This window comes from Saccharothrix sp. AJ9571 (genome assembly GCF_021725495.1).
Taxonomy (GTDB): Bacteria; Actinomycetota; Actinomycetes; order Mycobacteriales; family Pseudonocardiaceae; genus Amycolatopsis; species Amycolatopsis magusensis.
This window is the reverse complement of the sequence record NZ_CP091382.1, coordinates 6,996,285-7,022,547: the sequence shown is the minus strand read 5'-3', so window position 1 is coordinate 7,022,547 and position 26,263 is coordinate 6,996,285. Positions and strand designations below refer to the sequence as shown.

The following is a 26,263-nucleotide window of genomic DNA, read 5'->3' as shown; positions in this document are numbered from 1 at the left end:
GTGAGTCAGCCCCCGCCGGCCGCCCGTGCTTTCTCCGACGATGAGGAGTTCGATGCGCGGACGAATGTGGGTGGCGGGACTGCTCGCCACGGCCGTCACGACGTCACTGGTGACGGCGGGAACCACGGCAGCGGCTTCCGGACCGGTCACCACCGGCGACGAGCACCGCGTCACGCTGATCACCGGCGACGTGGTCCTGGCGGCGCGGGCGGGCGACCGGTGGTCCGCGCAGCTCGACGCCGGCACCCCCGGGGGCGCTTTCCGCTTCGCCAGGCAGAACGGGCGGCACCTCGACCAGTACCTGCTCCCGGAACGAGCGGCCACGATGGTGGCCTCGGGCAAGCTGGACCGTGAACTGTTCAACATCACCGGGCTGGTCCGCCAGGGCTACCACGACGCCGGGACCGGCACCATCCCGCTCCTGCTCGAAACCGGCGAGGGCCCGAGCGCGTCGGCGGCTCCGGCCGGGGCGAGCGTCGAGCGCGTGCTCCCCGGGTACACCGCCGTCAACGGGGACAAGGCCGCGGCGCACCTGACCTGGCAGGCGATCAGCGGTGGACCGGGCGCGCTCTCCGGTGGCGTGCGCAAGGTCTGGCTCAACGCCCGCGTCCAGGCCGACCTGGAACAGAGCGTGCCGCAGGTCGGCGCGCCGGCTGCCTGGCAGGGCGGGCACACCGGCAAGGACGTCACGGTCGCCGTGCTGGACACCGGGATCGACCCGGCCCACCCCGACGTCGCGGGCAAGATCGGCGCGACCGGGAACTTCACCGTCGAACCCGACACCAAGGACGGCCACGGACACGGCACGCACGTCGCCTCGACCATCGCCGGGACCGGCGCGGCCTCCGGCGGCCGGTTCCGGGGCGTCGCCCCGGATGCCGGGCTGGCCGTCGGCAAGGTCCTCGACAGCTCCGGTGGCGGGCAGACCGACGACCTCATCGCCGGCATGCAGTGGGCGGCCGCCGACGTCGGCGCGAAGGTGGTCAACCTCAGTCTCGGCGGTGATCCGACCGACGGCACCGACCCGACTTCGATGACGGTCAACCGGCTCAGCCGTGAGCACGGCACGTTGTTCGTGATCGCCGCCGGCAACGCGGGCGCGGAGGAGACGGTCAGCTCACCGGCCGCCGCCGACGCCGCGCTGGCGGTCGGCAGCGTGACCAAGACGGGCGGACTCTCCGGCTTCTCCAGTCGGGGGCCGCGCCGGCTCGACGGCGCGGTGAAACCCGAGATCGCCGCTCCGGGCAGTTCCATCGTCGCCGCCCGCGCGGCGGGGACCACGCTGGGCCAGCCGGTCGACGACCACCACACCTCGGTGTCGGGCACGTCGATGGCCACACCGCACACCGCCGGTGCCGCCGCGATCCTGCTCCAGCGACACCCGGACTGGACCGGTGAACAGCTCAAGGCCGGGTTGATCGGCTCCTCGAAGCCGTTGCCGTCGCTGGGTGCGTTCGCCGTGGGCTCCGGCCTGCTCGACGCCGGCAAGGCCACCACGCAGGCGATCCAGGCTTCACCCGCGGTGACCAACGTTCCGCTGCCGGTCGGCGCGACCGAACCGGTGCTGCGAGCGGTCACCTACCGGAATCCCGGCCCCGCCGAGGTGACGCTCGACCTGGCGCTCGACCTGGCCGCTTCCGACGGTTCCCCGGCACCGGCCGGTCTCGTCGCGCTCTCGGCGGACTCGGTGACCGTCCCGGCCGGTGGCGAGGCGAAGGTGGACCTGACGGTGCACCCCGGCGACTCCCCGCCCAACGCCCACGGCGGCAGCCTCGTCGCGTCCACAGCGGACGGGAGCGTGTCCGTCCGCGCGCTCATCGGGGTCAACAAGGAAAAGCTGCGGCACGACGTCACGGTGAACGTGCTCGACCGCACGGGCGCCGTGCCCGGTCAGTCCCTCCTGGCGCTGATCAACCTGGACGACGGCGAGCTCCACTTCAGCTCGACCGGGCGGCTGGGCCTGCTGCCGGAGGGACGCTACGGGATCTCCGGCACGTTCATCACGGTCGATCAGGAACAGCGGTACTCGGCCACCATCGTCACCCACCCGGAACTGACGATCGACCGCCGGACCGAGCTCACGCTCGACGGGAGGCTGGCGAAGAAGGTGACCGTCGGCCTCGACCAGCCCGGCGTCCGGTCCTCCTGGGGCATGATCAACACCGGGCACCACATCAGGGACCTCGGCCGGTCCGACACCGGGTACCAGCACCAGTGGGACCCGCGCTTCGAGGGGATGTTCGTCCACGCGCATCCCGCGGTCTCGGCGCCCTCGTTCAGCTACACCGTGTCGTCCCTGTTCGAGGAACTGGGCGTGGAACTGTTCGCCGAATCGCCCGAGCGGTTCGAGGTCGAGACCCGGAAGTTGCCCGGTGCCTCGCTGCCCGAGTTCACCCGGCTCCCCGTCACCCATGGCGGCGACGGCAGCGATCCGTCCGATGTGGACGGTAAGCTGGTGGTGCTGGAGCTTCCACCCGCGCTGGACGCGGAGGAGGCGTACCGGCGCGTCGACGCGCTCCACTCGGCGGGCGCGAAGGCTGTCGCGCTCAGCGGACGGGGCTTGTCCTACCTGAAGGCACCGGCGCCGCTGCCCCTCGTCGTCCTCTCCCGCCGCACCGGGCAGTTGTTCGAGGCCGCGGCCGCACGAGGCGGGCTGGAAGCGGGACTGGCGCTGCGCGAGAGCAGCCGCCTACGCAGTTCCGTGCTGCTCACCCATCCCGGCCGGGTCCCGGATTCCACCACCCACGAGGTGGCGCTCGCCGACCTGGCCGCGGTGAAGACCGCCTACCACGGCAGCGGGACCGACTCCGCCAGCGCGAGGGGATTCGTGGACGGCGGGCCGATCTACTTCCCCACGCGGCCGGCCCCGAAGTCCGCTGAACGGGTGGAGCACTTCACCCCGGGCACCTGGGAGCTGAACCGGCACAGCAGGGCGCTCGGCGACTCAGGGGAAACGGTGGACCTCACCGCGGGCGAGAAGCACGAAGTCCGCTGGAACGAGCCGGTCTTCGGGCCTGGCTTCGCCGGCGAGTCCCCGGACACCTACGTCAGCACCCGTCCCTGGGCCTGGCGGAACGCCGGTGCGCTGGACCTGCTGGTCCCGCTGTTCGCCGACGGCGCCGGGCACCCCCGCCTGGCCGATCCCGAAAGCGGCATCGACCAGGGGGCCACAAGCCTGTACCGGGACGGCACCCTGGTCGGCACCGATTCCCGGCCCGGTCACGGACTCTTCACCGTGCCGGAGGCGGACGCCGCCTACCGGCTGACCGCGGACGTCACCCGCACGCACCCCGACTGGACCACCTCGACGGCGGTGAGCGGGTCCTGGACGTTCCGCTCGTCCTCGGCGGACGAGGGCAGGAAGCTCCCGCTGCTCGCGGTGGGCTTCGCCCCGGACACCGGCCTGGACAACCTGGTCCCGGCGGGCCGGTTCACGTTCCCGGTGCGGGTCACCCGCCAAGACGGGGTCCCGTCGGTGCGGCACCTCCACGTCGAGGTGTCCTACGACGAGGGCACCACTTGGCAGCGCGCGGAACTGCGCCGTGACCGGGCCGGCTGGACCGCCACCGTGGCGAACCCGGCCACCGGCTTCGCCGCACTGCGGGCGAAAGCCGTCGACAGCGACGGCAACACCGTGGAGCAGACGATCATCCGGGCCATGCGCATCGGCTGACCGGTGCCCGGCGAACCCGCCTGGATGTCCTCGGGCGGTCCTGCCGGTGCCGCGCCGAGAGCGGGGTTTCCGCCGTGCTGGAGGGGCACCGAAAGTCGCTCGTGCACTAGCCAGAAGGAGCAGTTCAGTGCCTCGATATTGTCGGGATAGGCGAGGTAGCGAAGGACCGTGCTCACCGAGATTTCAAGCGCCTGAGCAATTTGCTTCCTGGTTTTCCTATATCCGGCGCCAGACATCTCGATGCGATGGTTGACTCATTAGAGTGCGAGCTTCCAAAATTGCCAATAGACAACATCCTGGCCGGGTTGGACGACCTGGCGATGGTCGACATCGCCCGTCGTGACTGGGTGTCACTGCAAGAGCCGCGCAGGCGCACCTGGGCGAGATCGACGCCCCCTCGTCCAGCCCGGCCGCGCTCTGCTCACGCAGCTGCGCGTCGAATCCCGATGAAGCGCAGCCCCCGCACCGGTGGTTCGGTCGAACCGGCCGCCCCCGCAGAAGTCCCAGAAGACGGGCCTGCTCCTGGCTCTAGGTCAGGCCGAGATGACGACGGGGTGGTTTCGCCGAGTCGTGAACAGGTTGACCAGGCACCCGGCAAGGCTGATCGCCGCGGCCACCAAGCCGAGGCGGGCGGGTGTCAACTGGTGCTGGAGCAGGCCGCCCAGCGCGCCGCCGAGGGCGACGCCGACGTAGATCGCCGAGTTGTTCAATCCGAGCAGCATCGCCGAGGCGCTGGGTGCGTGCGCGACGAACCGGCTCTGCTGGGGCACCACCGGCAGGGAGACGAACACACCCCACAACAGCGCCCAGCCGATCGTCACCGGCAGAGCACCGACCACCAGCGGGCTCACCGCCAGCAGTACCGCGGCGGCGGCCAGTCCGCCGAGCACGACCCGCTCCGGGGGATACCGGTCGGCGAGCCGTCCGGCCGCGGAGTTGCCGATCATGTTCCCGACCCCCCACGCGAGCAGGATCACCGTCAGCGCGGTGGTCGAACCACTGGTGGCCCCGGCCACCGCCTGGCTGATGTAGGTGTAGAGCACGTGCGTACCGGCCAGCGTCAGCGTGGTCACCGCGAGCACGCCGAAGACCCACAGCTCCCGCAGCGGGGCGAGCCGTGCGCGCAGGGTGTCGGCGGGCAGGCTGATCGGCGGCAGCGCGATCGCGATGCCCGCCGCCGCGACCACTCCGAGGCCGGCCACCGCCCACAGCGTGAGCCGCCAGTCCGCACTGCCGATCAGGGTGCCCGCAGGCAGCCCGAAGGCGATGGCGAGGGTGAGCCCGCCCATCACCACGGCCAGTGCCCGGCCCCGGCGTTCCTCCGGCGCGATCGCCGCGGCGGCGCTGAACGCGGCGGCCCCGATCATCCCGGCGCCGACCGCGGTGAGCACCCGCGCGATCAGCACGGTCCGGTAGTCCGGGCCGAGCGCGGTGACCGCGTTGCCCACCACGAAGACCGCCAGTGCCAGCAGCAGCGCGCGGCGCCGGTCCAGCCCGCTGGTGAGCGCGCCCAGCACCGGCGCGGACACCGCGAAGGCCAGTGCGAACACGGTGACCAGCTGCCCGGCCGCGGCCACGCCGACGTCGAGGTCTGCCGCGATCTGCGGCAGCAGGCCGGCGATGACGAAGCCGTCCGTGCCCACCGCGAACAGGGCCATCGCCAGTGGGAACAGTGGCCCGAACAGTGCGTTCCGCTTGTCCAATTTCGTCCGTCTTCCTCGTTCGGTGATCGACGTCCCGAGGTTCCCGCTGCCCGCTGTCCGGCTGCTTTCCGTTCGCTTTCCGGGGCTCGCTGTCGGTGCCGGGAAGTACTGTGGGCCCGTGCGGTTCGGGGTGCTGGGGCCACTGGCGGTGTGGCGGGACGACGGTGCGCCGGTCGCCGTGCCGGGTGCCGACCTGCGTGCGCTGCTGGCCGTGCTGCTGGTGCACGAAGGCGCGCCGGTCCCGGTGGAGCGGCTGATCGGCGATCTGTGGCCGGACGCGCTGCCCGCGCGCCCGGCGAACGCGCTCCAGGTCCGGGTGTCCCGGCTGCGCCGTGTGCTCGGGCGTGAGCTGATCGAGTTCACTTCGGGTGGCTACCGGCTCGGCGTACCGGCCGGATCGATCGACGCCGGCCGGTTCCAGTTCTTGCTCGGCGAGGCGCGCGCCACCGAGGACCCGGCGCCGCGCGGGCGTCTGCTCACCGAGGCGCTGGCGTTGTGGCGGGGCGACGCGCTCGCGGACTTCGCCGGGCAGCCGTTCGCCCAGCCGGTCGCCGAGCGGCTGGTCCAGCAGCGGCTGGCGGCCGTCGAAGAGCTCGCCGAAACCCGGCTGGACCTCGGCGAACACGACCTGGTGCTCGCCGAACTGGCGGAATGGGTGCACCGCCACCCCCATCGCGAACGGCTCCGCGCCGCCCAGCTCCGGGCGATCTACCGCACCGGACGCCAGGGCGAGGCGCTGCAGGCCTACGACGAATTCCGGCGCGGACTGGCCGAAGCGCACGGCCTCGATCCCGGGCCGGAACTGGCCGCGCTCCAGCGCGCGATCCTGGCCAGGGACCCGACACTGGCCGCTCCCCCACCCCGGCGCCGGACCAACCTGCCCGCTCAAGTCACCGAGCTGGTCGGCCGCGACGAGGCCATCGCCGAGGTCACCGCGCTTCTCGGTACCGCGCGGCTGGTCACCCTCACCGGCACGGGCGGTGTCGGCAAAACCCGCCTGGGCCTGGCCGTCGCCGAGCGGCTGGCGGACGCGTTCCCCGACGGCGTGTGGCTGGTGGAACTGGCAGGCACGCACCCAGGCGACGAGGTCGCCGAAGCCGTGATGACCGTTCTGGGGCTGCGGGAGAACACGCTGCTCGGACCACTGCCCGCGCACACGGCCGCCGATCACCTCGAACGGCTCTCCGCGTTTCTCCGCGACCGGTCGATCCTGCTCCTGCTGGACAACTGCGAGCACGTGGCGGGATCGGCCGCCGACCTGACGCGGGCGCTGCTCGCGGCCGCACCCGGCCTGCGTGTACTGGCGACCGGCCGGGAACCGCTGGGCATTCCCGGTGAAGTGCTGCGCCCGGTACCGCCGCTGGAACTGCCCGAGCCGGGCGCCGGGGCCGAACGCGTGCGGGCGGCGAGTGCCGTGCGGCTGTTCCACGCCCGCGCCGCCGATGCCGATCCCGGCTTCACCGTCGACACGTCGAACGCCGCGGTGGTCGCCGATCTCGTCCGCCGGCTCGACGGACTCCCACTGGCACTCGAACTGGCCGCGGCCAGGACGCGGGCTCTGGGCGTGCCCGGCGTGCTGGCCCGCCTCGACGACCGGTTCCGCCTGCTGGACGGTGGGAACCGGGGCGCACCCGCCCGGCAGCGCACCCTGTCCGCCCTGCTCGGGTGGAGCTGGGAGCTGCTGACCGAAGCGGAACGGGCGGTGCTGCGCCGACTCTCCGTGCTGGACAGCGGTGAGCTCGCCGCGGTCGAGGCGATCTGCGCGGACGACAGCGACGGCACCGTCGAGATCGCCGGAACGCTGGCGCGGCTGGTCGACCGGTCCATGGTGGTCGTCACCGCGAACCGGCGCTACCGGCTGCTGGCCACGGTGGCCGCGTACGCCCGCACACGACTGGCCGAAGCGAACGAGACGCACTCCTTGCGCGACAGGCATAGCCGCTACTACCTGTCAGTCGCCGAGGAGGTCGCGCCCGGACTGTTCGGACCGGAACAGCGAACGTGCCTCGCCCGGCTCGACGCCGAGCAGGGCAATTTCCACTGCGCACTGGAGAACGCGGCCGAGCAGGGCGACGCCGGAGTGGCACTTCGGCTGGTCGACGCGCTGGCCTGGTACCTGCTGCTGCGCGGCCGGGTCCGGCAGGTGGGCCGCCGGGCCGCCCGCGCGCTCGCCGTGCCGGGCGACACGCCCTCAGAGCTGCGCGCGCGGGTCCGGTGCTGGGAAGCCGGGATCGCGATCCTGCGCGGTGCGGACTCCGACGCCGTGTCCCGCGCCCGTCAGGCGCTGGACGCCTTCCGCGGCACGGATGATCCGCCCGGCCTCGCGATGGGACAGTGGTTCCTCGGTTACGTCCTGCACCACGTCGGTGCTCTGGACTTCAGCGAAGAACTGGCAGCGAAGTCCTCGGCCGGCTTCCACTCGCTCGGACACGCTTGGGGCACAGCCGTGACCACCAGCCTGCGTGCTCATCACACCATCGCCCGAGGCGACCTGCCGACCGCGGCAGACCTCGCCGAGGAGTCACTCGCGCAATTCCGCGCCCTCGACGACCTGGGCGGCGAACTGCTCACCATCTACCCCAGGGCCGCGTTCGCGGAAGCCATCGGAGACCACGACACCGCTGAGCGGCTGCACCGCGACGGGCTCCGCTTGGCCGACGAGCTGGGCATGTGGGCCGAAGCCGCGGACCGGCTGTCCGGGCTCGGCAAGCTGGCGATGCTGCGTGGGGACCACGACACCGCGCGCCGCTTCTACGAGCGGGCCAGGGCACTCGCCGTGGAACACAGTTTCAAGCCCGCCGAGGTGGTCGCCATCACCGGCCTAGGCCTGACCGCCCGTCGCACCGGCGACCTCGCCGAAGCCGAAGAGCACCTGCGTGAAGCCGAGAAGTGGTACCGCCGGGCCGAGCGAGCGCCGGGCCATCCGGCTGTTGTCGTCGAACTCGGCCTGCTCGCCCAGCAAGGCGGCGACCACGCCGCAGCGGCGTCTCAGCACAGCTCCGGCACGCCGGGCGAAGGCGCTTGAGCAGTTGTCACACACCTGCTGATCGGCGCCCGATCAGCCTGCTCACCACGCTCGTGTCCTCCGTGAAAGAATTCGAGAAGGCGTGACATCGTCAAGACGAAAATCCCGACCGCGCTACCGCACGTTCTTGATCGTTCACGCAGTTGTCGCACCGCAGGCGCAGTGCAACGGGCCCGAGGCCGTGTATCACCTCGATGAGCACGGCCAGCTGGTCGAGCGCGTCCGGGCTGCCCGAGCCCGTCCGGGTCCACACCCTCGTACAGCTTCAGTCCGACAATCCGGCGCTCACTGCGCGTGCGAGGCCTGCGGTGGCAAATAACCCGGATTCTAAGCGACTGACAACCACAAGTTCACCTGCTTGGGGATCCCGAAGATCAACTGATCGCCGCAGTCCTCGCCGAGGTGTTCGGCCAGGGCAGGGCGAGGTTGGGGCGTCTCCAGAGGGGAGGTGTCCAACTCCCCCTGTTGCCCGGTCTGTGGCGGCCACAGGTCGGCTTTCCGAGTCGACGTTTCCAGCGGCCACCGCTCAGCTTGTCCATCCGTGTCGGCGTGCTGGGACGTGGCCCGGCAGCGCTTGCGTCACTGTGCCGCCCGGTCGTGACCGTGCCGCAGTTCGCGATGATTCGCGTGCAACACACTGGTCAGTTTCAACGTATTCCGAAGCACTTTCGGCAATTATTCACATATTCCCATGTCACCCTCCACGCCCGAGTGGCACAAACGCCCGTCGATCCGACTCCGGGCACCAAGGGTTTGACTATCCGCCTTTGTGGTTCGGCAGCGGAAGTTCTACCCAAAGTACTGCGACTGGGTAATATGACGTAGTCGTGATCATCCTTTCAGCCGATCGACTGTTACTGCGATCGGAGTAATGATAAGTGGATCGTGCGAGCCCATCCGTGGTCGTCAGGACCACCGGCCACACGAGAACCGCCGGTCGCCGTGGCCCTCGAGCCTGGGCCCGATTCCCGTGCGGGAACCCAGAAAGGCAGCACCTCGTCGCGGTTGGTCACGAACACGGCCAGGTCCTGGCGGACGAGCAATTCACCAGCGCGGTGGGCGCACTCGTCGGGGGTACCGGATTCCAGGGCGTCGACCATGCTCCGCAGCAAGCCGAGACTCTCGGTCGGCAGTGAAGGACTGAAACCGCACAGGATCAGCCGAGCCACGCCCGCGGGATTGACCTGTGCGTAGCGGTAAGCGACAGGACAGCCATACGAGACCCCGACGAGGTTGACCCGCCTGAGGTCGAGTTCAGCCAGCATGTGCCCGAGAGCCGCGGCGAGGAAGCCGAAGTCGTAGGACGCGGGCAGGACATCGGCCGTGCCCGCGCCGGGAAGTTCGACAACGACCAAGGTGGCCGCCTGCCACCATCGGCGTTCAATCCGATGGAAGGCGTACATATCCTGGTAGGCGCCGCCAATTACAACGATCGGGTCCGTGAGAGCCCCAGTGTTCTCGACCACCCGGCAGGAATAGGTGAAACCCCCGTAGGTGCACACCTCAATACGCTCGGCGGCCATGCGGGTACCTCTCATTCGCGCTCGGGTGTAACCCGGGGACAAGCCGCCGCTCGGCGAGCGCCGGCACTGCGTGCCCTTACTCAATGGACGCTCCAACCAGACCCGGTGCGCACCATTTCTTCGCCCGCCACCTCGGATCCACCCAAACGGAGCAGCCGACTTCGCATTCGACGTCCCAGGACGGCGTGGCGTCGGAAAATGCAAAGAGAAATCGGGCGCCTAACAGGCGCCGGGGAGTTTTACCGAACGGGGAGCCGGTCACGTTCTGTGGTCCTTGCCTCCAGGCCCTGAAGAACGCCACCGACGCGGCGATGGTCATCGACGCCATGGACCTGCCGGCCGGTGCGCCGAAGTCGTCCGCGGATAGGGCCCGGGCAAGCTCCGCGGAAATACTGGAGCCACAGGCTTCAGCGGGCAAACCATGCCGGCATTCCGCAGCATCAAGCTGACCGGCCGCACCGAGTGGCCAGCTCGGCAGGTAAGCCAAGACAGCATCACGCCGCAACGGCGGTTGCACGGCGAGGTGGTGTGGCGGTCGCCAGACCTTTCCCTTGAGTGGCGACCGAGTACCGGCGGCAGGCATACCCGCCGGGTTCGCCACCGCCCTCGCCGCCCGGGGAAGACGGCATCAAAGCAGGCTGGAAGACCAGGTCGAGCACCGCGGTGCTCGACCTGACCGGCCGCCCGCCCCGCGCCTTCACCGAATTCGTCCAGGAGCAGGCAGCCGCGTGGGCGACGACGGACAGCCCGGTTTGATCGCGGGCCGCGTACAGTCGGTGGTATTCCGCCGGCTACGCGGAAGGGAGCGAGAAACCTCGATGTTCACCATGACTGAATCCGCCTCCGAAGCCATCAAACAGCTCACCACCGCCCAGAACCTCCAACTGGAGGGCGGCCTGCGCATGACGCTGGACGGTCTTCCCGAGGACGGCGCCCCGCTGTCCGTCGAGATCACCGCTCACCCGGCCCCTGGCGACGACGTCGTTGACGCGGCGGGCACCCAGGTGTTCCTGGCCCGCGAAACCCGGGTCCGCCTCACCGACAAGGTCCTCGACGCCCGCAAGGACATCGACGGGCACTTCACGTTCATGGTCAGCTCCCCACACTGAGATGCCCGAGCTCAGGCGTTGAACGGGGTACGCGCACGTCACAGTGGAGCCTCACTGCCCGCAGGGGGTGGAGGCGCGTCCAGTCAAGTTCACCGCGTTACCACTGACGCGGTGGTAGTTGGTGGTGTTCCCGCGCGCATCCAGGCTAGCCGTGTTGGTTGGTAGCAGAGGCTTTCGGGTGCTCGCCGGAGCTGAGCACGCGGTGGCTGACCCCGCAACGTCAATCGTGCGACGACATTTGTCCAAGACTGGTGGTCGGCGGCCGTGCACCATCCTCGCATGTGTGAGAACGGTGTTGAGCATTCGCAGGGGATGCACGTGGTGCACGACGGTCCGCGGCAGGCGCCGCCGCTGGTGCTCATTCACGGATCGGGGGCCTCGGGTGCCTCGTGGAGCCCGGTGGTCCCGGCACTTGCCTGCCACCACCACGTCATCCGGGTCGACCTCCCGGGCTGCGGCCAGTCCCCGCCCCCACCGTCTTACGAGGTGCCCGTGCAGGCGAGCCGGGTGGCTGCGGTTCTCGACGACCTCGGCCTGCGTCACGCCGCCGTCGTCGGGCACTCCAGTGGCGGCTACGTCACCACCGCCCTTGCCGAGCAGCGCCCCGACCTGGTGCGGTCGGTCGCGCTGATCAGCTGCGGCCCGCATCTCGACGCGCTGCTTCCTCAACCGTTGATCCTCCGGATCCTGCTGGGACCGCCATTCGGCCCGCTGATCTGGCCGAGGCGTTCGGATGCGATGATCCGCAAGGGAATCCTGGCAACGACCGCTCGCCCGGTGGACATACCCGACGACACGGTCGCCGATTTCAAGCGCACCTCGTACCACGCGTTCAGGACGCTATCGCGCCGCAACGTCGCCTACCTCGCCGAGCGCAGCGTGCCCGATCGTCTCGCCGCCCTCGGCGTCCCGGTGCTAGCGATCTTCGGGGCTGCCGACCCCCGCTGGGACCCGTCGTCGGTGCACCAGTACGAGGCGGTTCCCCACGCGCGGATCGAGCTGCTGTCCGGCGTTGGGCACCTTCCCATGTTCGAAGCGCCCGAGACGACCAGCGAACTGCTGCTGGGTTGGACCTCGCGGCAACGGACCGTTGGCACCCCGCCGATGGCCCCCGATGCCTAGACTGGTCGTATGCTGTCTACCGGGGCACCGCCGGACTGGACAAACATGGACATCGCGGTCCCGCGCCGGTCGGATCGGCTACCGGGGATCAGCATGGCCGGGTTCCGCCAGCGTGTCCCCGTCCCCGTGGACATCACCATGGTCGCGCACCCATCCGTCACCCTGCTCATCGACCTGAGCGAGGGAGAAGGCGTCGTCTGCGGCAGCCGCGACAGGCACGAGCGCGGCAGCGTCGTCATCGGGCTCATGCCCGGCGATCTGCGGGCAGGTGGCTGCGTGGGCGAATGCCTCCAGATCCGGCTGGAGCCGGACGTGGCGGCCGCGGTGTTCGACGCCTCACCCGATCTCAGCGGGACGATGGCACCCCTGGCGGACGTCTGGGGCCGCGACGCCGGGCGGGTCGAGGACAGGTTGCGCGCCGCCGCGTCGTGGGACGAACGGTTCACTATCGCAGCCGAGGTCGTCGGCCAACGGCTGCGCGCCCGCACGCCGGTCGAACCGGAGGTCGCCCACACCTGGCGGCGGACGCTCACCAGCCGAGGACTGGTACAGGTCGACAGCCTGGCAGGCGAGGTCGGCTGGGACCGCAAGCGCCTGTGGTCCCGCTTCCGGTCCCAGCTCGGAATCAGCCCCAAACGCGCCATCCGACTGGTGCGGTTCGACCACGCCGCCCACCTCCTCGCAGCCGGTCACACCGCCGCCGGCGTCGCCGCCCAGAGCGGCTACGCCGACCAGTCCCACCTCCACCGCGAGGTCAAGGCGTTCACCGGGCTCACACCCTCGACCGTGGCCGTCGCGCCCTGGCTCGCCATCGACGACGTCGCGTGGCCGACTTCATCACCAACCCGCCGCAGACCTGCAACAGCCGCCCAACGCATCCCCCAACGTCGTTGAACAGCCCGCCCCCGACAAGCCGACCCCACCCACACTCCGACGAGACCGTCGCACCCGACCAGCCAGTCGGCCGTCGGATCCTGATCGAGTGAGGTGATCTCGGTCTTCCACTGAATGGGCACGCCCAACTCGGTGGAGTGGCCGCTGGAATGGCGGCGAGCGGCGCACCCCGCGCTCGCAGCAATCGAGCATGAGACGTTGCAGCAGATATCGGCGACCTCATGTCGATTCGTGACGGAGAACGTAGCCGACACCCGTGACGTACACGAGGCGTGGCTGACGACCGGCCTGTGGTTGGCAACCGACAGCGGCGGCCTGCACGTCTTCAACGCGTTGGACGAGAACGGGTTGGCTGCCCAGCCACCTCCTCGCGACGCGGACCACAACTGGCACCCCATCTGAGCGCGCTCATGCCGCTGAACGCTCCTGCCCCGGGCGCACGCGTCCAACCGGCTTCTGCCGACTGAACTGAGCCTGCTGGAAAGCGTGGCACTGCACTGCGGCGGCGCTCCGATCGACACAGACTCCGCTTACTGACAACGCCCTGCGCGTCGTCATCGCCTACCCCTACCGGTCGCCTGGTTCGGCCCTCGATACCGTGCTGAGTATCGCCACCGTCGTCCTCTGCACCTACCCACTCACCTGCTGGTCCGCGATCTAGCCACTGGCACAGCCTCTGCCGCCGGCAGCGGCAGGCAGGCACCGCACCGTGGCTCAGGTGTGGCGGGCGCGGTTCGTCCGCGACAGACTCGACGGCTTGTCCGACGAACCGCGTCCTGGCCGGCCTCGCACGATCACCGACGACCAGGTCGAGCGTGTGGTCGTGACCACGCTGGAAACCAAGCCCGTGAACGCGACGCACTGGTCGACCCGGTCACTGGCGGCGCAGACCGGGATGACGCAGTCGGCGGTGTCGCGGATCTGGCGGGCGTTCGGCCTCGAGCCGCACAAAGTCGACACCTTCAAGATCAGCAAGGACCCGCTGTTCGTGGACAAGGTCCGCGACGTGGTCGGGCTGTATCTGGATCCGCCGGGCAAGGCGGTGGTGCTGTGCGTGGACGAGAAGTCCCAGATCCAGGCACTGGACCGGTCCGCACCGGTGTTGCCGATGCCCGGCGTGCCCGAACGACAGAGTTTCGATTACGTCCGGCACGGCACCACCAGTCTGTTCGCCGCCCTCAAAATCGCCACCGGTCAGGTGATCAGCGCGGTCAAACGCCGCCACCGGCACCAGGAATTCCTCGCGTTCCTGCGCACCATCGACAAGACCGTGCCCACCGAGCTGGACGTGCACGTCATCCTGGACAACCTGTCCACGCACAAACCCCGGCGGTGAAAACATGGCTGCTCACATCCACGCTTCCACCTCCACTTCACCCCAACCGGCTCAAGCTGGCTCAACCTGGTCGAGCGCTTCTTCGCCGAGATCACCGTGAAACTGCTCCGCCGGGGCGTCCACCGCTCGCTCACCGATCTCCCGGGGGACGCGGCCGATCTGAGCCGCGTCCCCCGGGAGGGGCGCTCAGGTGAAGAGCTCGCGGAGGATGCGCTGGGCGTGGGCCAGGCCGGCGTCGTCGATGCTGCCGACGTCGCCGATGTAGACCAGGTCGCCGGCGGGGGTGTGGGCGCCGAGCAGGAGCGCGCCGAGCCGGTCGGTGCGCTGCCCGGATCCGGGGCGCCAAGCGCCGATCAGGGCGGTGTGGCTGCGGACGAGCGCGTGCTTGCGCCAGTCCGCCGACCGCTGGCCGGGCACGTACCGCGAGCTGATCCTCTTGGCGTTCCGCGACGGTTCAGCGGAGGGCTCGGTGCGGCCTCAACCGCACCGAGCCGCACCACCGGTGTCAGCTCCGGCTAGGAGCGGTGTCGACCGCGGCGGCCGGCTGGTCAGGACCGAGCACGGCCGCCTCCGCCAGTGCCATGACCGTGCAGGGGGCGGTCTTGCCGACCACAACCCCCATCCGGCCAGGTAGCTCCGGAACGGGCTGAGGCGTTCCCGTTCGCGCTTCTACCGGCTACCGCCGGGCCGGTTCAGGCGACGAATCCCCAGTATTGGTCTGCGTAGTTCGCGCAGGTGAACTGGACGGCGGAGGCGAGGTCGGCGTTACCGCGAACGAGTAGGCACTTGCCGCTGTTGACGTTGCGCAGTTGGTAGCGTGCACCGCCTTTGTCGATGAGCTGCCAGTATTGGTCTGCGTAGTTCGCGCAGGTGAACTGGACGGCGGAGGCGAGGTCGACATTGCCGCGAACGAGTAGGCACTTGCCGCTGTTGACGTTGCGCAGTTGGTAGCGAGCGCCGCCTTTGTCGACAAAACCCCAGTGCTGGTCTGCGTAGTTCGCGCAGGTGAACTGGACAGCGGGGGCGAGGTCGGCGTTACCGCGAACGAGTAGGCACTTGCCGCTGTTGATGTTCATCACAGAGTACGCAGCCGCGGCGGAAGGAGCCGCCACCACCTCTGCGGGAGACTCCAATGGTGATGACACAGTGCCGGCCTGCGCTGTCGCGACGGTGGGAATCATACTGAGGATGAAGGCGCCACACGTGGCGAGTGCCAATTTGGGGAGTCGCTTCATGGTGATTTGCTCCTTGGTGACGTGAGTCGTCCGGCCGCGCAAAGCGAAACGCGCACAGCCTCCGGATTACGGCAAGACAATCATTAAAACGTTCTCGATGCGCGACCGGGGATGCGGTGCTCCCGGTCGAACCAATGGTCCTCTTGTCGAGGTGTTGCGGGATCGCCGGATGCATTCGGTCGGTGGGTCGTCTGTCGTCTTCGCTGCTACCCCTGCGGCGGTCCGCGAGCGCGTCTTCGAAATGCGCCCAGTTCGAGTTCCTGGTGCTCCGAACGACTCAAGTCGCCGAGCGGACTCGCGACAACGACGTGGCGCGCTGTCGGTGACACGGATCTCTGGGTCATGAAATTCCTCCTGACCGGTTCGAGCCATTGATGTGTAGCGCCGATCGGTTGTGCACGGTCGACCCCTGGACGGTGGACAACAGACCGTGCACAATCCCGGTAGGGGTGGAGGGGGTGGCGTGTTGCCGCGACGATCCCCTCGAGTTGTGCGTCGGCGGCGGCCTTTGAGCATGTCGTCGGGGTCGACGTCGGCGTAGGACGGCGGGACCATCACCCGCCCGCCGGGGGCGAGGGGCAGGTCGTCCAGCTGAGCGCGCCGCTGCGGGTACGGAGCAGCCAGTAGAGAATCGCCGCCGAGCTGCAGCTGGTCGAACGCGAAGAAGTGCGCCGGCACCGTCTGGGCGAGCCGGGCGGTACCGGTGCTGGTGCGGCAGCGCCGCAGGCGGCCGAACTCGGGGCGGGCGTGCTCGTTGAGCGCGACGATCTCCCCGTCGAACACCCCGGCCTGCCCAGCCAACGCGTCGTGCAGCGTCCCGGCCAGCTCGGGGAAGTAGCTGGTCAGGTCATTGCCGTTACGGCTGGTCAGCCGGGTGGTGCCGTCCGGCGCGACCGCCAGGCAGCAGCGCCAGCCGTCCCACTTCCACTCGAACACCCGCTCCGGCCCTGCAAGCAGGGTGCGGCGTCCTCGGCCAGCATCGGCGGCACCGCCACCGGCACCTCGCTCCCGCGCTTGCCCACCTCGGCCCTCCTCGCCATCGTCGTGTCCAGTGGACCGGACACGGGATCAGCGCAGGTCAGGGGATAGTCCGTGCCGCAACGAGCACCATCCGTGCGTCACCCGGGCAGTGGCCGGGGCCTGTGTGAGCGGGGTGTGACACCGGGCGGAGGTGCGGCGATGAAACTGGCATGAGGCACGGGCACGGCAGGTTCACCGACGATCCGGTGGTCGACGCTGCCCTGATCCTGTGGCTGGCCGACATCGACGAGGAACGGCGGGTGCGTTCGACGCTATCGGCGCCGGACACTGCACTGGTGGCCCAGGTGAGGATCAGGAGGATGGTGCTCAACCGTGCAGACCGGGGTCATCGACGTTCACCGTCCAGCGCGTCCTCCAGGCTCTACTCGGCAATGGCTCTACTCGGCAGTGGCTACGCCACCGCCCGCCGTTGCTGCCCGCTCTGCGCGGGCAGCAACGGCGCGATCCTCGCCCGGGCCTTGTCCGTCAGCTCACCACGTCCGACCACACATCAGCATTTGCACACGATCATGATAAAGATCCGCAGGCCACGCCATAGAACCGCTACGCGGTAACGCCTTCGTTTCTGCAACCCCATCAACTACTGGATCAGCTGAAATTCAGCCATCAGTTGCAGTTGGAAGCTCACCTTCATTCAAATCGAATAGAGGCCGCCCGGCCATGACCTGGGACAGGTAAGCTGCAGTAGAACCTTCCCCTTCGGCCACCTGATCGGGCGGGCCCTCGGCTACGATACGGCCACCGTCCGCGCCCGCGCCTGGGCCGAGATCGATCAGCCAATCGGACCAAGCAGCTACGTGCAGGTCGTGCTCGGCGATCACTACGCTCGTTCCAGCGGCCAAGAGCAGGTCGAACGCATCGATGATCTTCTGGACGTCCGCCGGGTGCAGACCCGAGACCGGTTCGTCCATTACCACCAGACCGTTACGGTTTGCTCGCCCACCGCGTTGGATAGCCGTGGCAAGTTTCAGTCGCTGGGCCTCACCCCCGGACAGCTCGGTCGCGCTCTGGCCGAGACGCATGTAGCCGAGGCCGACTCGTTGGAGCGCCTCGAGGGTCTCGGTTAGTTGGCGCGGCTCGTCGAAGCTGTCGACCGCTTCGGCGACCGACAGCTCCAGAACGTCGCTGATCGTCATACCCCGGTAGGTGACGTCAAGGATCTCCTGGGTGAACCGCCGGCCCTCGCAGACGTCGCACAGTACCCATATATCGGGTAGGAAGTGCATATTCACCAGCTTCTGCCCGTAGCCCTCACAAGCCGGGCAACGTCCCTTATTCGAGTTGAAGGAGAACGACGACGCATTAGCGCCGATCTCTCGCGCACGATCAGTTGCTGCGAAAAGCTTGCGGATCGCGTCGAACGCTTTGGTGTACGTAGCAGGGTTCGAACGCGGCGTCCGACCGATCGGTTCCTGGTCGATGACCGTCACCCAGCCCAATTCCCGTGCGCCGAGTATCGCGTCGGTGTATTGCGCCGGTTCGCGGTCCATCACTCGCTTAACATCGCCGCCGAGGGCATCGCGCAGCAGGCTGCTTTTCCCGCTTCCACTTACGCCCGTCAAACAGACGAGGTGCCCGAGCGGAATGCGCACGGTGTCAACGGCCACGTTGTTCACCTGCACGCCGCGAAGTTCAAGCCAGGAGGTCCGATCGTCTGGCATGCGCTGAGTGCGCGCCGCACGCCCGCCGGACTGGGGGCGCAGGTAACGACCGGTCACCGACTCGGCACTGGCGGCGACCTCGACGGGAGGGCCTGACACCACCACGCGCCCGCCCTCGCTGCCGGCGCCAGGTCCCATGTCAACTACCCAGTCCGCGCGGGCGATCAGCTCGGGATCGTGCTCGACAAGCAACACTGTGTTGCCCGCTTTGCACAGTCCGAGGACGATCTCGAGCAGGTGTGCCTTATCGGCCGGATGCAGACCGGCACCCGGCTCATCGAGGACAAAGATCAGTCCAGTCAGGTCTGTCGCCAGCTGCGCCGCCAGCCGGGTCCGCTGCGCTTCACCTCCGGACAGGGATCCGGCAGAGCGTCCGAGCTGCACGTGGCCGACACCGAGGCGCATGAGCAGGTCGAGACGAGCGGTAAGCGCAGCGAGCAGAGGCTCGCCCACGTCGCGCTGGGCGTCGTCGAGCTCCGTGGTGATCGCGAGTGTCCACTCCCGCACGTGCTTCACCTCGAGCTCGACCAGTTCTTGGTAGGTGTGACCCCCAAGCTTGATCGAGCGTGCCGCCGGCCCGTAGCCGCTACCACCGCATTCCGGGCAAGGAGTCTTGCGCACGTAGGCCCTGTATCGCTGCTTGGCCTTGGGCGTGGACGCGTTGGCCAACACCCGCTCCACCTCTGCAACGGCCCCGATCATGGGCTGGCTGTCGTTGAACGACCAGTACCCGGTCTTGGAGCGGCTCTTCGCAGTGAAATTCGCTTCGATTACTTCAGTTCCGGTACCCCACAACACCTCGTGACGGAAGCTCTCAGGCAGTTCCTGCCACGGCAGGTTGATGTCTACTCCGCGCTTCTCCGCCAGCGCTGGAACGAAGTGGTGCTCGGTCGAGTGCCACGTGGCGAACCACGGAGACGCCCCATCGAAGAGCGGACGCTCGGGCTGGGTGACGATCAGGTCCGGCGCGGACTTCCAGTCCCCACCGACACCGTGGCAGCTCGGACACGCACCTTCCGCGCTGTGGTGGTCGAAGTGCGCCGCGGTGAGCACCGGCGCGTCACCCTTTCCGCGCAACTCAGGCAATCGAGAGTAGAGTAGGCCAAGATGGCTGTTGATCCCGGTTATCGTGGCCACCGTCGAGCGCGGATTGTGATTGGCGCGACGTTGGTCCACGGCGAGGGTCGCGCTAAGACCCAGTATCTGGTCGACCTGCGGGCGAGTCCGCTGCGGAATGTACTGGCGCACGAAGGGGGAAAGCCCTTCGAGGTAGCGCAATTGCGCCTCCGTGTGCAGCGTATCGATCGCCAGCGAAGTCTTGCCGCTCCCGCTGAGGCCTGTGAACGCCACCAAACAGCCCTTGGGGATTTGGACCGAGACGTCACGAAGATTGTGGGTCCGGGCGCGCACGACATCAATGAAATCGTCTCGACCTGCACCTTCTGCGGCACGGGTGAGGTACAGGTCCATTTCGCAGGTCCTCCAGCACATCGAAGTTCAGCGAATTTGGCGAATTCTACAGCCTAAATGATCTTAGCATCGCTTGCAACAGCCCCACCAACCGGCTCTGATCGTAGCCATTCAGGCACGGGCGCGACGTCCGATCGACCAAGAACAGCATCAGGCAGACGAGATGAGACCGGTCCAGTATCAGCATGAGAGCCGTCGACCCTAACGTGCTGCTTACCTCCCACGGAGTACCTCAGATGCTTAACGAGTCCACCCGTGCCGTGGCGTCGAACCTGTTGAGTTCGGATGTCTGACCATAAAGCTCCACGGCGTTTCCCGTGCCCCAGGCGATTTAGCACCGCCTCTCACTGGACATCGCCTACCTGTTCAGGGAGCTGACCACCTACGCCCTGCGCGACCTCGACGCGCTGCACCGCCGCGCCGCGGGCTATGGCGATCACATCGCCGCCTACGCCGCGGCGCTGCTGGAGCATCCGTTGCCTGGAACAGGATGCGGCAGGTCTATCGGCTGCTCGGCTTGGTCCGCCGGGCACTCGGGACCAGCCTGCCGGTCAACCCGGAAGATCGATTACCAGGTCGACGATCTGCGACAAGCCACTGGATCGATCGGACGAGGGCAATCCTATGCACGTCGAGCGCAATATTTGCGCCCAGCCGGCGTAGCTCTTCCCGCTGAGCGAGCGCACGGCTCTGCCAGCCCGGGGCCAGCGCGTTTCCCGCGTGGAAGACGATGTCGGTGCCGAGTCACCGGATCATACTGTTCACGGTGGCGCAGGCGACCGCGAGTTCGTCGATGTCGCAGCCCACCCACTGGACGCTGCGGGGGTTGTGGCCGCGTTCTCGGAGGACTTCGGCGGCGGCGCGCAGCATGCCGCCGGTGCCCATCATCGGCTCCAGGATGGTGCTGCGTCCGTCCAGGTCGGACATGCGGGCGATCAGCTTGGCGACGTCGCCGGGTGTGTAGAACTGGCCGCGGGCTTGCAGGGCGGACTTGAGCCGGAGGGTCATGAGGACGTCGCCGAGCAAGTCGGTGTCGAAGCGCCGGTCGGTGCCGGTCAAGTCCGGTTGGCTGCTACGCAGGGCGGCCTGTGCGACGGCGTGCGCGTGTGGGTGCACGGCGGTTTCGGCGTTGTCGAAGAGCCAGGCGATCAGGGGGTAGAGCAGGTGCGTGGTTTCCGGCCGTGCGCGAATTATTGATCGCCACGTGTGGCGGGCGTATTCGATGAACTCGTCCGTGTTCCACGCACCCATGGAGGCCACGACGTCGTTGGTGAGCGGTGTTGGATGCCCGGCGGGTGGGTGTCGGCGACGGCGAGCACCCGTTGCGCGGAGGCTCGGGCGGTCTCGCGGTCGACAGCCCATCCCGCGACGTAGGGCACGGAGTACGCCAGCGTGTCCAGGCCGCAGACGGCGGCGACGATGCAGGCCACCGATTCCGCTTCGACTTCGCCGAGGCGGCGGGCGCGTCGGTGCGGGTTTCGTGGTCGCAGAGGATGTAAGCGAGTTCGTGCGTGAGCGTCTTGGCCGCTTGCGCGGGATCGATGTCTGCTCGCACACTCACGCGTCGTTCACTCCAGATCGTCCGGCCGTAGGCGTCGCCGCAGTCGTCACGGTCCACCGTGTAGCCGCGCTTGGTGATGACTTCGTGGATGCCGTCCCAAAGTCCTACGGGTGCGTCGCCGGACAGCTGGACGGTTGCTGGAGGCGTTCCACGCTTCCGGTCAGACGCGCTCCAGCCCGAAACAGGTCTTGGGCCACGGCCGGGCCAGGATCACGAGAAGTACGTCAAGGGCATGCTCTCCCGCCGGGAACTCATGCGAAAGCCGCGCATCCGCTAGCTCGTTCGGGCCGGTCCAGGATCGCGCAGACCCTCGCGGATGGCAAGAATGCCGTCTCAGTTGGCTGGAGCGGCAGCACATCGTCCACAATGGACCACTGGGGGTGCACCGAAGGAACCAAGCCGTCCGCAATGGATTTTCGGACCGGGATTCACCCACATTCCGCAAGCGAGACACCCGAAATGACGAATATCCATCCCGTGGCGTCACCCGGCCGGAGCAGAGGTCCGGCCATTCCGCCGAACCCGCCAGCGGGCCGTGGCGAATCCCTTGACACCACCGCCCCGCCTCAGGAAGGTTCAAGGTCGGGCCGAGGCAGGACCAGCACTGGGGGTGCACTGTGGGCGCATGCGCGAGAAACCGGTCAACCGACCGGATTTCCGCGTGTTGACAACTTCATCAGCGCAGCTTCGCGGATTCGTCTCCGCCTGACTTAGGGGGATCATGCACCACAAGTCGAAGTCCCGGTTGTCCGACGCGCTGGGCAGGCTCGGCGAATCGGTGGCGGTGGCGCGGACGCGGCGCGGGGTGACGCAGGCCGGGCTGGCCGCCAAATCCGGGGTGAGCGAGCGGACGATCCGGGATCTGGAGCAGGGCAAGGTGCGCAAACCGCGCCGGCAGACGCTGATGCTGATCTCGCGGGCGCTGGAGGTGGAGGCCGCCGAGCGCGCCCGCTGGGAAGGCCTGCGGATGTCGCGGCTGGCGGGCAGCGGCTCGCTGGCGCCGCCGGTTCCGGAGACCGCGTTGACCGGGCGCGAATCGGTGATCGAACTGCTGACCGGGGCGATCAACGCGCGGGAGCAGCGGTGGCTTTCCCTGGTGGGCATCGCCGGGGTGGGCAAAACCGCGGTCGCCGTCGAGGTGGCGGCCAGGGTGACCGATCCGGTGGTGTGGGTCGGCGCGGACGACGACGTCGGCCCGGACGAGGTCGCCGCGCTCATCGGCGACGACAGCACCCTGCTGGTGCTCGACGAACCGGCAACGCGCTGGTCGGCCGAGCGCGAACTGGACCGGCTGCTGTTCCAGTGCCCCCGGCTGCGCCTGCTCATCATCTCCCGCGTCCGCTACGGCCCACGCGGCGCGCACGTGGCGCCGCTGCTGCCGCTCGGCATCGACGACGCGCTCCACCTGTTCGCTTCCCGGATGCGCCTGCGGCGTCTCGACGAACCGCTCACCGATGGCGCGCTCGCCGCGATGGAGGAGATCTGCCGGGCGCTGGACGGCATCCCGGCCGCGGTGGTCTCCGCCGCCGAGTGGTTCGGCATCTACCCAGCCGACCGACTGGTCCAGATCGCCAGGCACGATCCGTTCCGCCTCACCGATCATCGGCCTGACACCGACTTCTCCAGTGCCATCGCCCACACCATCGATTCGCTGAGCCCGCTGGAATCCGGCGTGCTGGCGATGACGGCCGGGCACGAGCACCTGTCGCTGGAGATGGTGCGCAACTGCTGCGGCCTGCCCGAGCCCGCCGCCGCGGCGGCGCTGCGCGGGCTCGCCAGGCTCGGCCTGCTCACCCAGACCGACGACGGCGAGTTCCGGGCGCTCAACCTGGTGCGCTCACTGTCGCGGGCGCATTCGCACTCGGCGTGAGCCCCAGGATTCCGGGCACCTGATCGGGCCGGGCCGCCCGCGCCAGGCCGTACCCGAGACCGGCCGCACCGGCGAACAGGCCGGGGGTCCACACCCCGGTCGGCGCGGCCGAGCGGGCCGTGCCCGCAAGCACCCGGCGGGCCACCGAGACGGCCACCCCGGCGCCGAGTTCCCGGTCACCGGCCGCGAGCAGGAACTCGGCGACGCCCAGTTCACCGTGTGCGAGGGAGTCGTTGTCCGTCGGCGGCTCGCGGCGGATTTGTTCGAGTACCAGGGAAAGCTGCCGCTCGGCCTGGTCGTGGAACGGACGCGGTGCCGCCGAGCCGAGTACCGCCAAGCAGGCGGAGCCGATGCCCGCCGCACCGCGGTACCAGTCGATCCCGGCCGGGGCGTCGGCCAGTGCGTCGAGCAGTGGACCGAGGCCGATGGGTGCCGAGTCCGCGATTTCCGCCAGTGCCAGGATCCGTCCGGCGGCGCCCGTTCCCACGCCTGCCCCGGCGGGTACCGGTGCGCGGGCCAGCCGTTCCGCGAGTGCGGTCGGCGCCCGATGGATCGCCGCCAGCACCGGCAAAGCCCCGGCGAGGCCGGCGGAGTAGGTGAGGTCGGTGGCCTCTTCCGCGCAGGAGAACAACAAGTCCGCCAGCGGCCTCGCCGCCGACCACAGTTCGTCCACCTCGAACAATCCGGCGAGCCGATGCGCCGTGTGCACCACCGACCCGAGGCCGCGGTACCGGCTGATCGGCATCGCACGCAGCGCGCTCTCCGGCGCGGCGTTGGCCGGATCGACCAGGCCGGCCACGGTCTCCACGGCGAGTTCGCGGTAGTCGTCACGACCGGTGACGGCACCGAGTTCGGCGAGGAAGAGCGCCACACCGCAGACGCCGGAATCCAGGCCCAGCGGGGTCGCACCCAGCACCCACCGGCCGTTCTCCTCGTGCAGCGACCACCATTCGACCGTGCCGTCCCGGGGATCGTGCAACGCGGTGGCGACGAGTTCGTCCGCGCAGCGGCAGGCGGCATCGAGCAGCAGCGACTCGTCGAGTTCGGCGGAGGCACGCGCGCGAGGTGGGCCGGGCCGCGCGCCCGGCGCCGTCGCCAGTGCGGCGCGTACCAGCCAGCGCTGGCGGCCGAGATCGGCTTCGCTGAGGTCGCGTTCCAGCACCGCGTCCAGCCCCGGCACTTCGGCGTAGTCGCCGTCCACGACACCCACCGGGCCACACAGCGCCTTGCTCGACGCCTTCAAGTGGAACAGGGGAATGTCGCCGCCGGCCAGTTGCGCGTGCTCGCTGCGCGTGATGCGCGAATCCGCGCCCCGGAGGCCGTCGTCGAACACGGCGGCTCGGTGTTCCCGGTCGCGCAACGCTTCCGGGGTCCGGGCCTGCGCCAGCAGTCCGGCGTAGTAGCGGGTGGGACGCAGTACGGCCCGGGTTTCGTCGCCGCCGAACGCCTCCAGCAACCCGGTCAACGCGGACCGGCGGGCGATCAGCACCCGGTACGCCTCCTCGAAACCGCCGGTGACCGCGTCGATGTCCAGCGGCACTTCGGTGCCGTCCTCGAACCGGGGCCGGTTGGCCGTCGGACCGGCCCAGCCCTCCCGCGGCACCGGGCGCATCAGGTCGGTGCCCTCGCCCTCGTACGACAGCACCCCGCGCACGGGCGCGCCCTCGACGCCGACGCCCCCGCACAGGCCGGAGGTGTCGCGGTGGTGTGTGCCGTGCTCGTCGGTCTCGGCCAGCCAGCGGGGCAGGATCTGCGTGGTCAGCACGCTGTCCGCCTGCGCGCGGGCGAGCGATCCGATGGGCGGTTCCCCCGCTTGCCTCGGCCGAAGGATGGCTTCCAGGTCGATGTAGACCGGGTGCTCGCCGGCCGCGATGACGTTCCAGGCGTGCAGGTCGTGGGCGCGCAGCAAGTGCAGGACGGCCAGCAGCGCGCCTTGGCGCCAATGGAACCGGTGCGCCGCGGCGCGGTCCGGGCAGGGCGCCGCCGCGACGAACTCGGCCCAGCCGTACCCACCCCGGTCGACCACGGACGCGGGGCGCGGCGGATGACGCAGGTACGGGGCCAGCTCGCCGATCAGCTCGGCGAAGTGCCGCTCGACGGCGAGGCTGCGCGGTTTGTACACGATCCGCCGACCGTCCGGCCAGCTCAGCACCGCGACCGACTGCCCGCCGCGATGCGGATCACCCCGGCCGAAATCAGCACCGGTCAGAGTGGCCAGATCGCCGATCTCGGCGGCGTCCGCGGTCAGCCGTTCCGCGACCCCGGCACGCACGCGCACCCAGTCGCTCAGGTGCCGCGTCAGTTCGTCGGCGAGGACCGGATACTCCGGGAAGAGTTCGGCCGCGGTGAGTCCGGCGGTGAAGGTGTCGAACCGCTGCTCGGGTGTCTGGCCGCGCAGCCGTCCGTGCGCGCGAGCCAGCGCGAGTTCTTCTGCCACCACCGGTTTCACCAGGCCGAGCAGGTACGCTCGGTCCGGCCGCAGCAGCGGGTGTGCGGAAGGAAGCCCGGTCCGCCGCCGCAGCGATTCCACCGCCCGGCCCAGCAGCGGGTCCAGGCAGCTCAGGATCCGATCGTCCGCGCCAGGGGCAGGCCGGGGCGTGACGGCTCCGGTCGCGGGCGCCACGCCCCGGCCGCTCATCACACGCTGGTGTCGGCGAGCACGCTGGTGTCGGCCACGACGCTGGTGTCGGCCAGCAGGCTCGTGTCCGCGACGCTGGTGTCGGCGAGCACGCTGGTGTCCGCCGGAACGGCCGCGTTCTTCGTGTACTTGTTCAATTCAACCTCCATGGTGAGTTCAGCAGAAGCCAAAGGCGTGATCACGCGTTTTCTTTTGTATACAGCCGCGAGAGGTCCGTCAAACAATCGGCGGGTGGCTTCTCCGCAATCGCCGAGAGGTTCCGGACGCTGCCGGAACTGCCGGAAACTGCCGGAACGAAACCGTAACGCCACCGCATTTCCTGGGTTAATGTCGGGAGCGTGATCTTTGGCCGAGCGTCCGGGAACCGGAGCGGTTCGAACGTACGGACGATGAACAATTGGG

17 protein-coding genes and 1 pseudogene are annotated in these 26,263 nt (G+C 69.1%); 9 read left to right on the top strand and 9 right to left on the bottom strand.

Going from position 1 to position 26,263, the window contains the following annotated elements:
* Nucleotides 1-52 precede the first annotated feature (52 nt).
* Nucleotides 53-3,673 (top strand): S8/S53 family peptidase, encoded by a 3,621-nt coding sequence (locus L3Q67_RS32145; RefSeq protein WP_499185184.1) that lies wholly within the window; start codon nt 53-55, stop codon nt 3,671-3,673.
* Nucleotides 3,674-4,206: 533 nt separating this feature from the next.
* Here L3Q67_RS32145 and L3Q67_RS32140 read toward each other — a convergent pair.
* Nucleotides 4,207-5,376: an MFS transporter gene (locus L3Q67_RS32140; RefSeq protein WP_499185183.1), complete on the bottom strand. Its 1,170-nt coding sequence runs from the start codon at nt 5,374-5,376 to the stop codon at nt 4,207-4,209.
* A 118-nt stretch (nt 5,377-5,494) separates the two neighbouring features.
* Here L3Q67_RS32140 and L3Q67_RS32135 point away from each other — a divergent pair, with 118 nt between their 5' ends.
* On the top strand, nt 5,495-8,401 hold the full coding sequence (locus L3Q67_RS32135; protein WP_499185182.1) for an ATP-binding protein: 2,907 nt from the start codon (nt 5,495-5,497) through the stop codon (nt 8,399-8,401).
* Between the two features lie 854 nt (nt 8,402-9,255).
* On the opposite strand, the gene L3Q67_RS32130 is transcribed toward L3Q67_RS32135, so the two are convergent.
* Complete coding sequence (locus L3Q67_RS32130) at nt 9,256-9,924, bottom strand: alpha/beta fold hydrolase (protein ID WP_499185181.1); 669 nt, start codon at nt 9,922-9,924, stop codon at nt 9,256-9,258.
* Between the two features lie 555 nt (nt 9,925-10,479).
* Here L3Q67_RS32130 and L3Q67_RS32125 point away from each other — a divergent pair.
* From L3Q67_RS32125 to L3Q67_RS32100, 6 genes and pseudogenes are all read left to right on the top strand, one after another.
* Nucleotides 10,480-10,680, top strand: a complete 201-nt coding sequence (locus tag L3Q67_RS32125) for a hypothetical protein (protein WP_499185180.1) — start codon at nt 10,480-10,482, stop codon at nt 10,678-10,680.
* 71 nt (nt 10,681-10,751) lie between these two features.
* On the top strand, nt 10,752-11,033 hold the full coding sequence (locus L3Q67_RS32120; protein ID WP_499185179.1) for an iron-sulfur cluster biosynthesis protein: 282 nt from the start codon (nt 10,752-10,754) through the stop codon (nt 11,031-11,033).
* Nucleotides 11,034-11,312: 279 nt separating this feature from the next.
* Nucleotides 11,313-12,155 carry an alpha/beta fold hydrolase gene (locus tag L3Q67_RS32115; protein ID WP_499185178.1) on the top strand — a complete coding sequence of 281 codons (843 nt, stop codon included), beginning with the start codon at nt 11,313-11,315 and terminating at the stop codon, nt 12,153-12,155.
* 9 nt (nt 12,156-12,164) lie between these two features.
* The gene (locus L3Q67_RS32110; protein WP_499185177.1) at nt 12,165-13,049 is read left to right on the top strand and encodes a helix-turn-helix domain-containing protein; all 885 of its coding nucleotides are present in this window, start codon (nt 12,165-12,167) and stop codon (nt 13,047-13,049) included.
* Nucleotides 13,050-13,163: 114 nt separating this feature from the next.
* The gene (locus L3Q67_RS32105; RefSeq protein WP_499185176.1) at nt 13,164-13,451 is read left to right on the top strand and encodes a hypothetical protein; all 288 of its coding nucleotides are present in this window, start codon (nt 13,164-13,166) and stop codon (nt 13,449-13,451) included.
* 319 nt (nt 13,452-13,770) lie between these two features.
* A pseudogene (locus L3Q67_RS32100) lies at nt 13,771-14,535 on the top strand (IS630 family transposase); the annotation flags it as partial.
* Between the two features lie 36 nt (nt 14,536-14,571).
* Here L3Q67_RS32100 and L3Q67_RS32095 read toward each other — a convergent pair.
* The 5 genes from L3Q67_RS32095 to L3Q67_RS32075 form a co-directional block, all read right to left on the bottom strand.
* Complete coding sequence (locus L3Q67_RS32095) at nt 14,572-14,802, bottom strand: hypothetical protein (protein WP_499191801.1); 231 nt, start codon at nt 14,800-14,802, stop codon at nt 14,572-14,574.
* A 275-nt stretch (nt 14,803-15,077) separates the two neighbouring features.
* A complete protein-coding gene (locus L3Q67_RS32090; RefSeq protein ID WP_499185175.1) occupies nt 15,078-15,620 on the bottom strand; it encodes an RICIN domain-containing protein in 543 nt (180 codons plus the stop codon).
* Nucleotides 15,621-15,686: 66 nt separating this feature from the next.
* Nucleotides 15,687-16,556, bottom strand: coding sequence for a DNA ligase-like domain-containing protein (locus L3Q67_RS32085; protein ID WP_499185174.1), 870 nt, complete (start codon nt 16,554-16,556; stop codon nt 15,687-15,689).
* Between the two features lie 704 nt (nt 16,557-17,260).
* Nucleotides 17,261-19,792, bottom strand: a complete 2,532-nt coding sequence (locus L3Q67_RS32080; protein WP_499185173.1) for an excinuclease ABC subunit UvrA — start codon at nt 19,790-19,792, stop codon at nt 17,261-17,263.
* Between the two features lie 744 nt (nt 19,793-20,536).
* Complete coding sequence (locus tag L3Q67_RS32075) at nt 20,537-21,043, bottom strand: DNA methyltransferase family protein (protein ID WP_499191691.1); 507 nt, start codon at nt 21,041-21,043, stop codon at nt 20,537-20,539.
* Nucleotides 21,044-22,074: 1,031 nt separating this feature from the next.
* Here L3Q67_RS32075 and L3Q67_RS32070 point away from each other — a divergent pair.
* Nucleotides 22,075-23,223, top strand: a complete 1,149-nt coding sequence (locus L3Q67_RS32070; RefSeq protein WP_499185172.1) for a helix-turn-helix transcriptional regulator — start codon at nt 22,075-22,077, stop codon at nt 23,221-23,223.
* Here L3Q67_RS32070 and L3Q67_RS32065 read toward each other — a convergent pair.
* Entirely contained in the window at nt 23,177-25,861 is a 2,685-nt protein-coding gene (locus L3Q67_RS32065; protein WP_499185171.1) for a type 2 lanthipeptide synthetase LanM family protein, read from the bottom strand. The two genes, L3Q67_RS32070 and L3Q67_RS32065, sit on opposite strands and share 47 nt — an antisense overlap.
* The gene (locus L3Q67_RS32060; protein WP_499185170.1) at nt 25,861-25,998 is read right to left on the bottom strand and encodes a hypothetical protein; all 138 of its coding nucleotides are present in this window, start codon (nt 25,996-25,998) and stop codon (nt 25,861-25,863) included. The genes L3Q67_RS32065 and L3Q67_RS32060 overlap by 1 nt, the downstream gene beginning before the upstream one ends.
* Nucleotides 25,999-26,263: the final 265 nt, after the last annotated feature.

What these genes read in the sequence shown, in the direction of transcription:
- L3Q67_RS32120 (WP_499185179.1), top strand. Translation starts at nt 10,752, where the DNA reads ATGACTGAATCCGCCTCCGAAGCCATCAAACAGCTCACCACCGCCCAG.
- L3Q67_RS32145 (WP_499185184.1), top strand. Translation starts at nt 53, where the DNA reads ATGCGCGGACGAATGTGGGTGGCGGGACTGCTCGCCACGGCCGTCACG.
- L3Q67_RS32110 (WP_499185177.1), top strand. Translation starts at nt 12,165, where the DNA reads ATGCTGTCTACCGGGGCACCGCCGGACTGGACAAACATGGACATCGCG.
- L3Q67_RS32105 (WP_499185176.1), top strand. Translation starts at nt 13,164, where the DNA reads ATGGGCACGCCCAACTCGGTGGAGTGGCCGCTGGAATGGCGGCGAGCG.
- L3Q67_RS32065 (WP_499185171.1), bottom strand. Translation starts at nt 25,861, where the DNA reads ATGAGCGGCCGGGGCGTGGCGCCCGCGACCGGAGCCGTCACGCCCCGG.
- L3Q67_RS32130 (WP_499185181.1), bottom strand. Translation starts at nt 9,924, where the DNA reads ATGGCCGCCGAGCGTATTGAGGTGTGCACCTACGGGGGTTTCACCTAT.
- L3Q67_RS32090 (WP_499185175.1), bottom strand. Translation starts at nt 15,620, where the DNA reads ATGAAGCGACTCCCCAAATTGGCACTCGCCACGTGTGGCGCCTTCATC.
- L3Q67_RS32080 (WP_499185173.1), bottom strand. Translation starts at nt 19,792, where the DNA reads ATGGACCTGTACCTCACCCGTGCCGCAGAAGGTGCAGGTCGAGACGAT.
- L3Q67_RS32075 (WP_499191691.1), bottom strand. Translation starts at nt 21,043, where the DNA reads ATGGGTGCGTGGAACACGGACGAGTTCATCGAATACGCCCGCCACACG.
- L3Q67_RS32115 (WP_499185178.1), top strand. Translation starts at nt 11,313, where the DNA reads ATGTGTGAGAACGGTGTTGAGCATTCGCAGGGGATGCACGTGGTGCAC.
- L3Q67_RS32070 (WP_499185172.1), top strand. Translation starts at nt 22,075, where the DNA reads ATGCACCACAAGTCGAAGTCCCGGTTGTCCGACGCGCTGGGCAGGCTC.